General features: G+C 63.6%; 17 protein-coding genes. 10 read left to right on the top strand and 7 right to left on the bottom strand.

What is annotated here, in order from left to right:
* Positions 1-41: 41 nt before the first annotated feature.
* From N826_RS42140 to N826_RS30885, 5 genes are all read left to right on the top strand, one after another.
* Positions 42-818 carry an ATP-binding protein gene (locus N826_RS42140; RefSeq protein ID WP_211099431.1) on the top strand — a complete coding sequence of 259 codons (777 nt, stop codon included), beginning with the start codon at positions 42-44 and terminating at the stop codon, positions 816-818.
* Between the two features lie 25 nt (positions 819-843).
* The gene (locus N826_RS30900) at positions 844-1095 is read left to right on the top strand and encodes a bestrophin family protein (protein ID WP_044435357.1); all 252 of its coding nucleotides are present in this window, start codon (positions 844-846) and stop codon (positions 1093-1095) included.
* 98 nt (positions 1096-1193) lie between these two features.
* Positions 1194-1439 (top strand): type II toxin-antitoxin system VapB family antitoxin, encoded by a 246-nt coding sequence (locus tag N826_RS30895; RefSeq protein WP_044435355.1) that lies wholly within the window; start codon positions 1194-1196, stop codon positions 1437-1439.
* The gene (locus N826_RS30890) at positions 1436-1852 is read left to right on the top strand and encodes a type II toxin-antitoxin system VapC family toxin (protein ID WP_044435353.1); all 417 of its coding nucleotides are present in this window, start codon (positions 1436-1438) and stop codon (positions 1850-1852) included. Before N826_RS30895 ends, N826_RS30890 begins: the two co-directional genes overlap by 4 nt.
* A 197-nt stretch (positions 1853-2049) precedes the next feature.
* Positions 2050-2976 (top strand): bestrophin family protein, encoded by a 927-nt coding sequence (locus tag N826_RS30885; RefSeq protein ID WP_044435350.1) that lies wholly within the window; start codon positions 2050-2052, stop codon positions 2974-2976.
* A gap of 8 nt (positions 2977-2984) precedes the next feature.
* On the opposite strand, the gene N826_RS30880 is transcribed toward N826_RS30885, so the two are convergent.
* Positions 2985-3281 carry a hypothetical protein gene (locus tag N826_RS30880; protein WP_052832328.1) on the bottom strand — a complete coding sequence of 99 codons (297 nt, stop codon included), beginning with the start codon at positions 3279-3281 and terminating at the stop codon, positions 2985-2987.
* Between the two features lie 170 nt (positions 3282-3451).
* Between N826_RS30880 and N826_RS30875 the strand changes: the two genes are divergently transcribed.
* Genes N826_RS30875 through N826_RS45805 form a run of 3 tightly spaced genes read left to right on the top strand, consistent with a single transcriptional unit; the run spans position 3452 to position 4811 of the window.
* Positions 3452-4081, top strand: a complete 630-nt coding sequence (locus tag N826_RS30875; protein ID WP_044435349.1) for a tyrosine-type recombinase/integrase — start codon at positions 3452-3454, stop codon at positions 4079-4081.
* The gene (locus tag N826_RS30870) at positions 4081-4656 is read left to right on the top strand and encodes a GNAT family N-acetyltransferase (protein ID WP_044435347.1); all 576 of its coding nucleotides are present in this window, start codon (positions 4081-4083) and stop codon (positions 4654-4656) included. The genes N826_RS30875 and N826_RS30870 overlap by 1 nt, the downstream gene beginning before the upstream one ends.
* A gap of 20 nt (positions 4657-4676) precedes the next feature.
* Positions 4677-4811: a hypothetical protein gene (locus N826_RS45805; RefSeq protein WP_044435378.1), complete on the top strand. Its 135-nt coding sequence runs from the start codon at positions 4677-4679 to the stop codon at positions 4809-4811.
* 265 nt (positions 4812-5076) lie between these two features.
* Here the strand turns inward: N826_RS45805 and N826_RS30860 are convergent, their stop codons facing one another.
* Positions 5077-5523 (bottom strand): Lrp/AsnC family transcriptional regulator, encoded by a 447-nt coding sequence (locus N826_RS30860; RefSeq protein WP_044435345.1) that lies wholly within the window; start codon positions 5521-5523, stop codon positions 5077-5079.
* A gap of 121 nt (positions 5524-5644) precedes the next feature.
* On the opposite strand from N826_RS30860, the gene rocF reads away from it, so the two are divergent.
* Together rocF and rocD are read left to right on the top strand one after the other, a co-directional pair.
* Positions 5645-6640 (top strand): arginase, encoded by a 996-nt coding sequence (gene rocF, locus N826_RS30855; RefSeq protein WP_044435376.1) that lies wholly within the window; start codon positions 5645-5647, stop codon positions 6638-6640.
* Between the two features lie 30 nt (positions 6641-6670).
* A complete protein-coding gene (gene rocD, locus N826_RS30850; protein ID WP_044435343.1) occupies positions 6671-7906 on the top strand; it encodes an ornithine--oxo-acid transaminase in 1236 nt (411 codons plus the stop codon).
* Positions 7907-7925: 19 nt separating this feature from the next.
* Here rocD and N826_RS30845 read toward each other — a convergent pair whose 3' ends face one another.
* The 5 genes from N826_RS30845 to N826_RS30825 all read right to left on the bottom strand — a co-directional run bounded on the left by N826_RS30845 (position 7926) and on the right by N826_RS30825 (position 12214).
* Positions 7926-8672 (bottom strand): sulfite exporter TauE/SafE family protein, encoded by a 747-nt coding sequence (locus tag N826_RS30845; RefSeq protein WP_044435342.1) that lies wholly within the window; start codon positions 8670-8672, stop codon positions 7926-7928.
* A gap of 25 nt (positions 8673-8697) precedes the next feature.
* Positions 8698-9144 carry a GNAT family N-acetyltransferase gene (locus N826_RS30840; RefSeq protein ID WP_044435341.1) on the bottom strand — a complete coding sequence of 149 codons (447 nt, stop codon included), beginning with the start codon at positions 9142-9144 and terminating at the stop codon, positions 8698-8700.
* 97 nt (positions 9145-9241) lie between these two features.
* Positions 9242-9934, bottom strand: a complete 693-nt coding sequence (locus N826_RS30835; protein WP_044435339.1) for a CBS domain-containing protein — start codon at positions 9932-9934, stop codon at positions 9242-9244.
* Between the two features lie 50 nt (positions 9935-9984).
* The gene (locus N826_RS30830) at positions 9985-10677 is read right to left on the bottom strand and encodes a GntR family transcriptional regulator (protein ID WP_044435336.1); all 693 of its coding nucleotides are present in this window, start codon (positions 10675-10677) and stop codon (positions 9985-9987) included.
* A 13-nt stretch (positions 10678-10690) separates the two neighbouring features.
* The gene (locus N826_RS30825) at positions 10691-12214 is read right to left on the bottom strand and encodes a tripartite tricarboxylate transporter permease (RefSeq protein WP_044435335.1); all 1524 of its coding nucleotides are present in this window, start codon (positions 12212-12214) and stop codon (positions 10691-10693) included.
* Positions 12215-12228: the final 14 nt, after the last annotated feature.

Below are 12228 nucleotides of genomic sequence, written 5' to 3'. Positions count from 1 at the left end.
ACCGATTCCTCACGTCAACAGCCTTGCCTCAAAACTGATAGATGGCAAGCATTGATCCCGAACCCGGACTTGCAGATAGCGGTGATCTTGAATTTGATCTTCCAGATTTATTTGTGGCTATTGGCGAAGCCGCACAAGCTGCTGGGAAAGGATGGCTCTTATTAATCGATGAAGTCCAATATCTTTCAGAAAAAGACTTATCGGCTCTAATCGTCTCGATGCATCGCGTATCTCAATCCGGATTGCCAGTACTTTTCGTGGGAGCAGGCTTGCCACAAGTAGCCCGACTTGCAGGAGATGCAAAATCATACGCTGAACGACTTTTTTCATACCCTCCAGTTGGAGCGTTAGATGAGGTTTCTGCGGGACGAGCCGTTCGGCGACCTATTGAAGAAGAAGGTGCCGCTATCGCAGACAGTGCTCTCAATGAAATTGTTGTACGCACCCAAGGCTATCCTTTTTTTCTGCAAGAATGGGCATCTATCACTTGGAACAATGTTGAAGGTCCGGAAATTACCCTCTCCGATGTGCAGCAAACCTATAAAGAGGCAATTGTCACTTTGGACGAGGGATTTTTTAAGGTACGCATTGACCGATTGACCAAAGCTGAAGTTCAATTTGTTAAGGCTATGGCAGCGTCAGGGGATGGACCATATCCTATGGCAGATATTGCAGCCGCTATGGGTCGAACGCTGTCTTCACTTGGACCTGCGCGGGCAAGTATCATCAAAAAAGGTATGATTTACAGCACGGATCATGGGTATCTTGACTTCACTGTTCCCCTTTTTGCCGAGTTCATGAGACGACAGGGGAGTTGACCTGGTCGCGCCATACGCTGCCCGCATGAATATTCAGCTTTTCTTCATCATGCGGTGCACCCTCGTCCCACGCATCAAGGGACAGGTGCTCAGCACGGTCGGCGTCGCGGTCTTGGTGACCATGGCGCACGGGGCGCTGTTCAATCAGAAGGTGACGCTGACGCCTATCCCGTTCAGGCTGGTCGGGCTGGCGCTCGCCATCTTCCTCGGGTTCCGCGATACCGCCAGCTACGTGTCGGAGGTGCGGAATTCAGCAACCTCTGAATGCTTTCTTTGAGGTGCGTTCCGGGTTTCCGAGACACCGAGAGGCCGTATTGAAGTTGACGGAATGCCGATGTATATTGATGGTCATCAAATCATTATAGGTGATTGATCATGCCTGTCCAAATCGCTAATCCGCAGGTGATCGAAAAGATCGAGCGGCTTAGCCGGTTGACCGGGCTTGGCAAGACGGCCACCGTCGAGGCGGCGGTGGATCGCATGCTGAGCGAGTTGGCAGCGGACGCGCCTGCCGATCCTTGGGCGGGTGTGGATGCCATCGTTGCCCAGTTGCACCGAATTCCGCCTCGGCCGGACAGCTTCGAAGCTGTCGAGTACGATGATATGGGGCTGCCGAAATGAAGTCCGACTTCATCGCGGTGGATACATCGGCTCTAATGGCGGTCGTGCTGAACGAGCCGGACCAGGCGATGTTCCTGGATCGACTGAAAAGCGCCCGCCATGTGGCTATCAGCACGGTTTCCGTAATCGAGGCGCGGATGGTCGCTTACGGACGATTGGGTCAACGTGCCGTCGTTCTACTTGATGACCTCGTTCAGGTTCCGGCGTTTGAGATCGTTCCACCTGGGGCGGATGAGATGGAAGCTGCCTGGAAGGCCTTCATCGCATTCGGTAAGGGCAGCGGCCACCCTGCGGGACTGAACTTCGGTGATGTATTCTCGTATGCGCTCGCCAAGGTCCGGCGCGTGCCGTTGCTGTTCAAGGGAAATGATTTTTCACAGACCGACATCGTGTCGGCGATTGCGATGCAGTGATTTCATAAAAACACGATCACGTAGTTTGGGACGGTATACCAGGAGCCGAAGAGTTTGATCGGCGCTCGGCAAGTGTTGGGCCACGGCCCAACCTACGAAGCAGGAGCCTGTATGTTGGGCTTCTTCAGCCCGGCATTCATGTTGGAACTCTACCGCACCGTGAAACCGTTTACGGGGACCATTGCACCGAGACCATAATGATCGTCCGTAAACGTCCTTCGGCTTTTCAGCTTTTCTTCATCATGCGGGGCTCCATCGTCCCGCGCATCAAGGGTCAGGTGCTCAGCACGGTCGGCGTCGCCGTGCTGGTGACCATGGCGCATGGGACGCTGTTCAATCAGAAGGTGACGCTGACGCCCATTCCGTTCAGCCTGATCGGGTTGGCGCTCGCGATCTTCCTCGGGTTCCGCAATACCGCCAGCTACGACCGCTGGTGGGAAGGGCGGAAGCTGTGGGGGGAGTTGGTGATCCGGACGCGCTCGGTCGGGCGGCTGATCGTCAACCATGTCCGGCCCGCACAGGGGGAAGGCGACGATGAACGGGTGCCGGCCATGGTGCGCCGGCTGATCGCCTTCGCCTATGCGCTCAAGCATCACCTGCAAGGCACCAGGGACGGCCAGAGCGGGAAGTATCTGTCCGCCGACGATGTCCAGGCCGTGGGGGAGACGGTCAATGCGCCGGACCGGCTGCTGCGGACGATGAGCCGGGATGTCGCGGCGCTGGCCGCCGCCGGGCGGCTGGACCCCATGATGGTGGCACAGGTGGAGGACAATTTGACGGCGCTGGCGGGGGTTCAGGCGGGGTGCGAGCGCATCCGGCACACGCCGCTGCCGTTCTCGTATTCGCTGCTGCTCCACCGGACGGCGTATCTGTACTGCTTCGCGCTGCCGTTCGGGCTGGTGGATACGACGGGGTTCATGACGCCGTTCGTCGTCGGGCTGGTTTCCTATACCTTCTTCGGGCTGGATGCGATCGGTGACGAGATCGAGGAGCCGTTCGGGCTGCTGCCCAACGACCTGCCGCTCGAATCGATATGCCGGAGGGTCGAGATCGACCTGCTGGAGGCTTTGGGCGAAACCGAGCTGCCGCAGCCGCTGAAGCCGGTCGATTACTGGCTGATGTGAGGGGGCGCTTACCGGCCGTGGCCTCTGTGGCGCCCGTGGCCTCCGTGGCCTCCGTAGCCCCGGCCATGACCGTGGTGGCCGCCGTAATGGCCGCCGCCCCGGTTCCAGTCGCCCCTGTACCAGCTATCCCGTCGTCCGTAGCCGTGATGGCCGCCGCCGTGACCGCCGTAAATGCCGCCGTAATAGCCGTAGCCGCCGTAATTGGCAGGATAGCCGTCGTGATAGATGCATCCGGTCACAAGTACAGCCATGGCAAGGAGGGCCAGGATCGGGGCCAGGGTACGGGACGTTACGCGGTTGGGCACGATGGTCTCCGACGGCGAAGGGTGACGTTTTGTTCTCCTGCTTCCACAAACATCCGGGGCCGATTTCCCATTCCAGGGCGGCGGAGATATCGAAAGGGGATTCCATAGTGGAATTTTTTATTTTACTATGAGTCGTCGAGACGGTTTGGCAGCGGACGGGCTTTGGGGCGATGGCGGGGAAACGGGCGGAACTCCTTAACGATACCCAGGTGAAGGCGTGTCTGCGCTGGTGCGGCGAGCGTCGGCGCTATCCGCACCGGGATCGCGTGGTGGTGCTCCTCAGCGTGCGGGCGGGGTTGCGGGCGGTGGAGATCGCGAAGCTGCGGCGCGCCCATGTGATGGACGACGGCGGCGGGATCGCCGACGTGATCGACCTGCGTGGCAAGCTGCGGTTGAGCAAGAAAGGGACCGACCGGGTGATCCCGATGCATGCCGACCTGCGCGCCCATGTCATCGAGCTATTCCGCATCGTGCCCGGCGGTCCCGACGATCCGCTGATCCTGTCGGAACGCGCGATGCGGCCCAATCCGGATGACCCGGAGGACCGGCGGTTGGTTTGCATGGCGGCGAACTCCATCGTGCTGATGTTCGGCCAGATGTATGGGGAACTGGGGCTTTCCGGCTTTTCCAGCCATTCCGGCCGGCGCACCTTCATAACGCAGGTGGCGGACAGGATAACCGAAGCGGGCGGCTCACTGCGCGACGTCCAGCAGCTTGCGGGACACACCAGCCTGAACACGACCCAGAGCTACGTCGACGGCAGCGACGAGGCGAAGCGGCGCGTGATGAAGCTGCTGTGATGGGCGGGATCGAGGCCGGTGGGTTCCGGGTCCGGCGCTTGGGTGCTGCGGAGGCTCGGGCCGCCGTTCCGGAGCTGGCGGAGGTGCTGATCGACTGCGTGGCCGGGGGCGCGTCGGTCAGCTTCATGGCGCCGCTGGATCGGGGCAAGGCGGTGGGGTTCTGGCAAGGAGTGGCGGACGGCGTCGCGCGCGGCGAGCGCGTGCTGCTGGTCGCGGAGACGGATGGGGCGGGGCCGGAGCCGGAGCGGGGCATCGTCGGGACCGTTCAGGTGATCCTGGCGCAGCCGGAAAACCAGCCGCACCGGGGCGACGTTTCCAAGCTTCTGGTCCACCGGCGGGCACGCGGGACCGGGGTCGGGGCGGCGCTGATGGCGGCGGCCGAGGACGCGGCGTGCGACGAGGGGAAGACGCTGCTGGTGCTGGACACCGCCAGCGACGGCGCCGAGCGGCTTTACCGGCGGCAAGGCTGGGTGATGGTCGGCACGGTGCCGGGCTACGCACTGTGGCCGGATGGGGAGCCGTGCGACACGGTGTTCTATTACAAGCGGGTGGGAGCGGGGGTAAGGTCATTATGAAATATTTGGAGGAGTGCGCCATGAAAAATGATGAACGTGTTTTGAGGATCGGGATCGCTTCGCGGGAAGAGATCCAGGCGCGCACTCTTGCAGTCGTCCGCGGCGAGATCAAAGTCACAGCCGATGATCCGAAGGTGTGGTTTAACTCCGTCTAGTCTTTGGCTGGGTTTTTGCGATCTAATACCAGCGGCATTTAATATTGACCGATCTGGAGCGTTAGGTGTCGGGCTGAAGAGGCCCGACCTACGTCAGCGTGCTTTTGCCAGCGCTTGGTTTTGTAGGTCGGGCCTCTTCAGCCCGACATTTTTACCGGAACTCACCGGTTAATCTTAAAGGCCGCCGGTATAAGTTACCGCTTACGCGCTCCAATTTCGGGTAGGACAAAAAGCAAAAAGCTCAGGTCGCATCTACAGCGTCGGTTCACCCTACCTCCGCCAGCAGGATGCTGGTTTCGGAATGCGTGATCGCGCGGTTGGTGCGGATTTCGGTCAGGACGCGGTCGAGCGTCGTCAAGTCGCCGGTGCGGATTTCGGCGACGAGGTCCCAGCGGCCGTTGGTTGACCAGACGCGGCTGATTTCCGGGATGCGTTTCAGGGCGGACAGCACCGATTTGTGATCGGCTGAGCGGACTTCGAGCGAGGCGATGGCGCGGACCGAGCCGGTGTCCACGTCGTCGCGCAGGCGCACGGTGAAGCCCATCAGCACCTTGTTCTTCAGCAGGCGGTCGATCCGGTTCTGGACGGTGCCGCGCGACACGTCGAGGTGGCGGGCGAGGGTCGCGGTCGGCAGCCGGGAATCGTCGCGCAGCAGCTCGATCAGGCGGCGGTCGGTCGCGTCGAGGTCGAGGGGGTGTTGACGATTCGTCATGTGGTGCTGCCATAATGATAGAGTTTGCTGACGATATTAGCACTTAACTGGCTATCTGTTGGCACCTGATGTCGGCATGCTGGGTCCGGGATGCAAAATCATTCGGAAGCGGGCTGACATCATGCGGCAGACGGAAACAGGCGAACTCTACCAAAGCGGGCTTGGCGACTGGGCAGACGTGTCGCTTCTCGGCATTCCGCTGGAATTGGGAGCCTCCGAGGCCGGCTCGATCATGGGGCCGGCGGCGTTGCGGACGGCGGGGCTTCCGGCGCTGCTCGGCGAGATGGGCTACAGGGTGACCGATCACGGCGATCTGGCGCAGCCGGCGGCGGTGGAGCCTGGGCTGAAGGATGCCGATGCGAAGGCGTGCCGCAATCCGGGGCTCATCGCCGCGTGGACCCGGCTGATCCATGACCGCGCCTACGAGATGGCGAAGGGTGGCGGCGTGCCGGTTTTCATGGGCGGCGATCACAGCCTGTCGATGGGGACGGTCAGCGCCATGGCCCGGCATTGCCGGGATACCAACCGCGAGCTGTTCGTGCTGTGGCTGGATGCGCACGCCGATTTCAACACGCCGGCCACGACGCCGTCGGGCAACATGCATGGAATGTCGATGGCGTTCGCCTGCGGCGAGCCGTCGCTGATGCCGCTGCTGGGCGACCGGCCCTTCGTGCCGGTGCCGCCGGAAAACGTCCATATCTTCGGCTTGCGCTCGATCGACAAGGAGGAGCGCGGCGCGGTCAGGGACAAGGGCATCCAGGTGGTCGATATGCGGATGATCGATCAGGCCAGCGTGTCGATCCTGCTTCAGGGAATTCTGGAGAAGATCGAGGGCCGGCGGGCGCACCTGCATGTCAGCCTGGACGTCGATTTCCTCGACCCCAGCATAGCACCCGCCGTCGGGACGACGGTGCCGGGGGGCGCCACCTATCGCGAGGCGCATCTGATCATGGAGATGCTGCACGACAGCGGGCTGGTCGGCTCGCTCGACATCGTCGAGCTGAACCCGTTCCTGGACGAGCGGGGGCGGAGCGCCCGGCTGCTGACGGAACTGGTCACCAGCCTGTTCGGCCGCACGATCATCGACCGCCCGGCCCGCCGTATCCGTGTCGCGTAAGCGTTATTCGATATCAGGAAGGATGAAGTCATGTCTGAGAGCGCCGTTGCCGAACTGTCGCGCGAAACCGCTGGCCTGATCGAACTGGAGCACTCGCTGGGTGCCCACAACTATAAGCCGCTGGACGTCGTGCTGACGCGCGGCGAGCGGGTCTGGGTCTGGGACGTCGAAGGGCGGCGCTATCTGGACTGCCTGTCGGCCTATTCCGCGGTCAACCAGGGGCATTGCCATCCGCGCATCCTGGCGGCCATGGTCGAACAGGCGGGCAAGCTGACGCTGACCTCTCGCGCGTTCCGCAACGATCAGTTGCCGCTGTTCTACGAAGAGCTGGCGGCGCTGACCAATTCGCATAAGATCCTGCCGATGAACAGCGGCGCGGAGGCGGTGGAGTCGGCCGTCAAGGCGGTCCGCAAATGGGGCTACGAGGTCAAGGGCGTGCCGGAAGGGCAGGCCGAGATAATCGTCTGCTCCGACAACTTCCACGGGCGGACGATCGGGATCGTCGGCTTCTCGACCGATCCGGATGCGCGCGGCGGGTTCGGGCCGTTCGCGCCCGGTTTCCGGGTGGTGCCGTTCGGCGATGCCGAAGCCTTCGAAGCGGCGATCACGCCGAACACCGTCGCTTTCCTGGTCGAGCCGATTCAGGGCGAGGCTGGCGTGATGATCCCGCCGGCGGGGTATTTCCGGCGCGTGCGGGACCTCTGCACGGCAAACAACGTCACGCTGATCTTCGATGAGATCCAAACCGGGCTGGGGCGGACCGGCAAGCTGCTGGCGGAGGAGCACGAAGGTGTCGTGGCCGACGTGACGCTGATCGGCAAGGCGCTCTCGGGCGGCTTCTATCCGGTGTCCGCCGTGCTGTCCAACTCGGAAGTGCTGGGGGTGCTGAAGCCGGGGCAGCACGGCAGCACCTTTGGCGGCAACCCGCTGGCCTGCGCGGTGGCTCGGGCGGCCCTGAAGGCGCTGACGGAAGAAGGGATGATCGAGAACTCGGCCGTCCAGGGCGAGTACTTCAAGACGCAGCTTCAGGGCATCCGCAGCAATATGGTTCGGGAGGTGCGCGGGCGCGGCCTGATGCTGGCGGTCGAACTTCACCCGGAGGCGGGAGGAGCCCGCCGCGCGTGCGAGGCGTTGCGGGCGCGGGGCGTCCTGGCGAAGGACACCCACGGCCACACGATCCGCATCGCGCCGCCGCTGGTCATCACGCGGGACGAGGTGGATTGGGCGCTGGAGCAGATCGAGCCGGTGCTGACCGGGGGGGCGTGATCGGCTTCAGGGCAGACGGTTAGGATTGACGCCAGAAGAACCAGACGGTCATCGCGGACGCTATGCCGACGACGATGAGCTTCAGGAACTTCTGGTTGATCCGCCGCGCTCCGTGGACGCCGACCCAGCCGCCGAGGACGGAGGCGAGCGCCATGGGTATCGTCTGCGGCCAGTAGACGGCTCCGGCTACGATGAAGGCCGCGACGGCTGCGCCGTTCATCAGCGTCGCCAGCAGGATCTTCAGCCCGTTCATGGCGTGGATGTTGGTCATGCCGAACAGCGTCAGCGCCGCCAGCATCAGGAAGCCGATCCCGCCGCCGAAATAGCCGCCATAGATCGAGATGATGAACTGGACGACCAGCACGGCGGGGCCGCTGAGGCGCATGCGGGCGGCGACGCCCTTGGGAGCGAAGTTGCCGACCGCGAAGACGACGGTGGCGAACAGCATCAGCCAGGGGACGAGGTCCGCGAAAACAGCGTTGGGGGTGTAGAGGAGGAGTACGGCTCCGACCAGACCGCCGGCGAGACTGAGCCCGATGAAGGACGGCAGGCCGAATTCGCTGATGCCCAGGATGTCGCGCCGGTAGGCGAGAGCGCTGGTCGCCTGTCCGGGGAAGAGTGCGACCGTGCTGGAGGCGTTGGCGGCTACCGGAGGAACCCCGGCGAAGACCAGGGCTGGGAAGGTGATGAAGGCGCCGCCGCCGGCGATGGCATTGACCACGCCGGCGACAAAGGCAGCCAGTACGAGCAGGCTGTAGGAGAGCATTTGTGTGGGTGCTGCTCGCTTTCGTTCAGTCCGCCTTGATCGGCAGAACGAGCTGGAAGGCTTTGATGGTCATGCGCTTGCGGTGATAGAAACGGTGCGCGTCGCCGCGCTGGACGCCGGAAATGATTTCCAGCTGGCCGCAGCCGCGCTCGCGCGCCTGGGCGTGGACCCAGTCGAACAGCTTGTCGCCGAAACCATGGGAACGCTGCTTCCCTGAAGTCACCAGATCCTCGACATACATGTACTTGCCTCGGGACAGCGTCTCATGAACGCGGAACCCGCTGCAACCCGCCACTTCGCCGTTGAACCAGAGCAGGGCCAGATTGTAGCCGTCGTCCATCTGGCGGCGGATCTGGTGACGGTAGACCTCCGGGTCGGTAAAATTGGTCCGAAGCTCCGACATGACCGCGAAGCTGGCGTCGATATCGGCGTCGGTGGCGGCGAAGGTGATGGTGAATTCCTGTCCGTCCATGGCGTGATCGTTCCTCCTGCTGGTTGTTATCCCGCGGTATTCCGCGTTGTGTACGAAATACTGTATGCCAGATACCAGAGAGGGAGCAAGCCCGGAATCATCCGGCGTCGTTGGTGAAGACGTTGGCGGTCAGGTGGTCTTCCACGGACTTCACTCCGGCGATGGACTCGGCGGCCACGGTCAGGGCGCGGCGCTGTTCGTCGTCCCTGACGCTGCCCCAGAGCTGGACGGTGCCGCCGGTGACGACGATGTTGATGCGATCGTGGTTGAGCCAGGACTGGGTGCGCAGCAGGTCGGTCAGCGCCGTGCGGATCTGGTCGTCGCCGGGGGAGCCGGCCGCGGGCTTGGCGCGGTCGGCCAGCAGGCCCTGGACGAGGTTGGCGCGGCTGACGATGCCGACCAGCCGGCCGCCGTCGACGATGGGGACCCGCTTGATGCCGTGGCGCTCCATCAGTTCGGCGATCTCGCGCAGGGATGCTTCCGGGTAGGAGGCGACGACGTCGTGGCTCATGACGTCGCCGACGCGGCTGGCGTGGGACTTGATGAAGCTGCCGGCGTCGCCGCTCTGTCCCAGCAGCATCTCCAGCCAGTGCGGGCGGTGGCGTTCGGTGTCCGTCTCGACCCGGCGCAGCAGGTCGCCCTCGCTGATGATGCCGGCGATCTGCCCGGCGGAGTCGACGACGGGGACGCCGCTGATGCGTTTCTCCAGCAGCAGGGCCGCCACCTCCGCGACCGAGGCGTCTGGGGTTACCGTGACGACCGGGGAACTCATGATGTCCTTGGCTTGCATCGCTATTCTCCGATTCCAGGTCGATCGTGAAGTTTTTGTCGAGGAAGGCGCTAGTCGAGAAAGGCGCAGGTGCGCTGGATGTACTGGTTCAGGGCGAAGTGGTGCTTGAGGATCAGGCTTTCCGCCTGCGCGCCGTCGCGGGCGGTGAGGGCCGCGACGACCGCGGTCCGCGTCTCGACCGCCTGGGCGGCCTGGGTTTCGTCCGCCTGTTCGATGCGGTGGATCGCCCGCATGTGGAGGGCGAGGTTGCGGGTCAGGCTGCCGATCAGCGCGCAGCGGGACAGCCCGGCGAGCGATTGGTGCAGACCGGCCGCGCTGTCCGGCGTGTGGGCCAGCGAAGGAGGGAAGTCCTGGGCAAGCTGGATCAGGTCGCTTTCCTCCGCCAGGGTGGCGGCCAGCCTTGCCGCCATCCCTTCCAGCGCCGCCCAGACCAGGATCATGTCCGCGATCTGCGTCCGGCTCTTGCGGGCGACGACCACACCGTGCCGGGGCACGGTGCGGACGAAGCCTTCATGTTCCAGCAGGATCAGGGCTTCGCGGACCGGCGTCCTGCTGATGCCGAGCATCTCGCAGACCTCGCGGTCGTCGATGCGGATCTCTCCCCGCTGGCCGTAGATGTCCATCTCCATGATCGAGCCCTTGAGGGCTCGATACGCCTGCATCTTGAAACTTACCTGGGCAGGTTCCAGGGGTGTCGGTTCTACGGCTATCGGATCTACGGTCGTCGGTTCCAGGGAAACCATTCACGGGTCCCCCTTACTTCAGCGAGACGGCGGCCTTGCTCCCGGAGCGCGGCCACAGGCGGCCGATCGCCAGAGAGATGACCGGCCAGAACAGCATCGCCAGGGCCAGCGTCACGATGGTCCCGACCAGCGGGTTCGACCAGAAGATGCTGAGGTCGCCCTGCGACAGCAGCATGGCCTGACGGAACGAGCTTTCCGCCATGTCGCCCAGGACGAGGGCAAGGACCAGCGGCGCCAGCGGGTATGAGAGCTTCTTGAAGATGTAGCCCAGCACGCCGAACACCAGCATCACGGCGATGTCGAGGAAGGCGTTGTGGACGGTGTAGGCGCCGACGGCGCAGATCACGATGATGACCGGCGCGATGATGCTGAACGGGATGCGGAGGATCGAGGCGAACAGCGGAACCGTCGTCAGCACGACGATCAGCCCCACGACGTTGCCCAGATACATGCTGGCGATCAGGCCCCAGACGAACTCCTTCTGTTCGATGAACAGCAGGGGACCGGGCTGGAGCCCCCAGATCAGCAAGCCGCCGAGCAGCACGGCGGCGGTCGGCGATCCGGGGATGCCGAGCGTCAGCATGGGCAGCAGGGCGCTGGTGCCGGCGGCGTGGGCGGCCGTCTCAGGGGCGACCACGCCTTCCATCTCGCCGGTGCCGAACTTGTGGCCGTTGCGCGAGAAGCGCTTGGCGAGGCCGTAGCTCATGAAGGAGGCGGGGGTGGCACCGCCGGGGGTGATGCCCATCCAGCAGCCGACGATCGAGCCGCGGATGGCGGTCGCCCAGTACTTGGGAAGCTGCTTCCAGGTCTGGAGCACGACCGCCGCGTTGATCTTGGCCGACTTGCCCTTGAAGGCGAGGCCTTCCTCCATCGTCAGCAGGATTTCGCCGATGCCGAACAGCCCGATGACCGCGATCAGGAAGTCGAAGCCGCGCAGCAGCTCCATCGAGCCGAAGGTCATGCGGAGCTGGCCGGTCACGCTGTCCAGGCCGACGGCGGCAAGCGCGAAGCCCAGCATCATGGCCGTGAGCACCTTGAACGGCTGCTCCTTGCCCATGCCGACGAAACTACAGAATGTCAGGAGCTGGACCGCGAAGAACTCCGCCGGTCCGAACTGGAGCGCGAAGCGCGCGATCACGGGGGCCAGGAAGGTGATCAGGACGATCGCGACGAAGGCGCCCAGGAAGGACGAGGTGAAGGCCGCCGTCAGCGCCTCTCCCGCGCGGCCCTGCTGCGCCATGGGATGGCCGTCGAAGGTGGTGGCGACCGACCAGGGCTCTCCGGGGATGTTGAACAGGACGGAGGTGATGGCCCCGCCGAACAGGGCGCCCCAGTAGATGCAGGACAGCATGATGATGGCCGAGGTCGGCGACATGCTGAAGGTCAGTGGCAGCAGGATCGCGACGCCGTTGGCGCCGCCAAGGCCGGGAAGGACGCCGATCAGCACGCCCAGCGTGATGCCGACGAACATGTAGACGATATTCATGGGATCGGCGAGCACGCCGAAGCCATGCATCAGGTTCATCAAGGATTCCAAGGCGCTGCTCCGAG

It is taken from the genome of Skermanella aerolata KACC 11604, from assembly GCF_000936425.1.
Lineage (GTDB): Bacteria > Pseudomonadota > Alphaproteobacteria > Azospirillales > Azospirillaceae > Skermanella > Skermanella aerolata.
This window is presented reverse-complemented; position numbering and strand designations above follow the sequence as displayed.

Excerpts from the sequence above, each read along its gene's own strand:
- N826_RS30870 (WP_044435347.1), top strand. The coding sequence starts at position 4,081 with ATGGGCGGGATCGAGGCCGGTGGGTTCCGGGTCCGGCGCTTGGGTGCT.
- N826_RS42140 (WP_211099431.1), top strand. The coding sequence starts at position 42 with ATGGCAAGCATTGATCCCGAACCCGGACTTGCAGATAGCGGTGATCTT.
- N826_RS30840 (WP_044435341.1), bottom strand. The coding sequence starts at position 9,144 with ATGGACGGACAGGAATTCACCATCACCTTCGCCGCCACCGACGCCGAT.
- N826_RS30890 (WP_044435353.1), top strand. The coding sequence starts at position 1,436 with ATGAAGTCCGACTTCATCGCGGTGGATACATCGGCTCTAATGGCGGTC.
- N826_RS30895 (WP_044435355.1), top strand. The coding sequence starts at position 1,194 with ATGCCTGTCCAAATCGCTAATCCGCAGGTGATCGAAAAGATCGAGCGG.
- N826_RS30900 (WP_044435357.1), top strand. The coding sequence starts at position 844 with ATGAATATTCAGCTTTTCTTCATCATGCGGTGCACCCTCGTCCCACGC.
- N826_RS30845 (WP_044435342.1), bottom strand. The coding sequence starts at position 8,672 with ATGCTCTCCTACAGCCTGCTCGTACTGGCTGCCTTTGTCGCCGGCGTG.
- N826_RS30830 (WP_044435336.1), bottom strand. The coding sequence starts at position 10,677 with ATGGTTTCCCTGGAACCGACGACCGTAGATCCGATAGCCGTAGAACCG.
- N826_RS30835 (WP_044435339.1), bottom strand. The coding sequence starts at position 9,934 with ATGCAAGCCAAGGACATCATGAGTTCCCCGGTCGTCACGGTAACCCCA.
- N826_RS45805 (WP_044435378.1), top strand. The coding sequence starts at position 4,677 with ATGAAAAATGATGAACGTGTTTTGAGGATCGGGATCGCTTCGCGGGAA.
- N826_RS30875 (WP_044435349.1), top strand. The coding sequence starts at position 3,452 with ATGGCGGGGAAACGGGCGGAACTCCTTAACGATACCCAGGTGAAGGCG.
- rocF (WP_044435376.1), top strand. The coding sequence starts at position 5,645 with ATGCGGCAGACGGAAACAGGCGAACTCTACCAAAGCGGGCTTGGCGAC.
- rocD (WP_044435343.1), top strand. The coding sequence starts at position 6,671 with ATGTCTGAGAGCGCCGTTGCCGAACTGTCGCGCGAAACCGCTGGCCTG.
- N826_RS30885 (WP_044435350.1), top strand. The coding sequence starts at position 2,050 with ATGATCGTCCGTAAACGTCCTTCGGCTTTTCAGCTTTTCTTCATCATG.
- N826_RS30860 (WP_044435345.1), bottom strand. The coding sequence starts at position 5,523 with ATGACGAATCGTCAACACCCCCTCGACCTCGACGCGACCGACCGCCGC.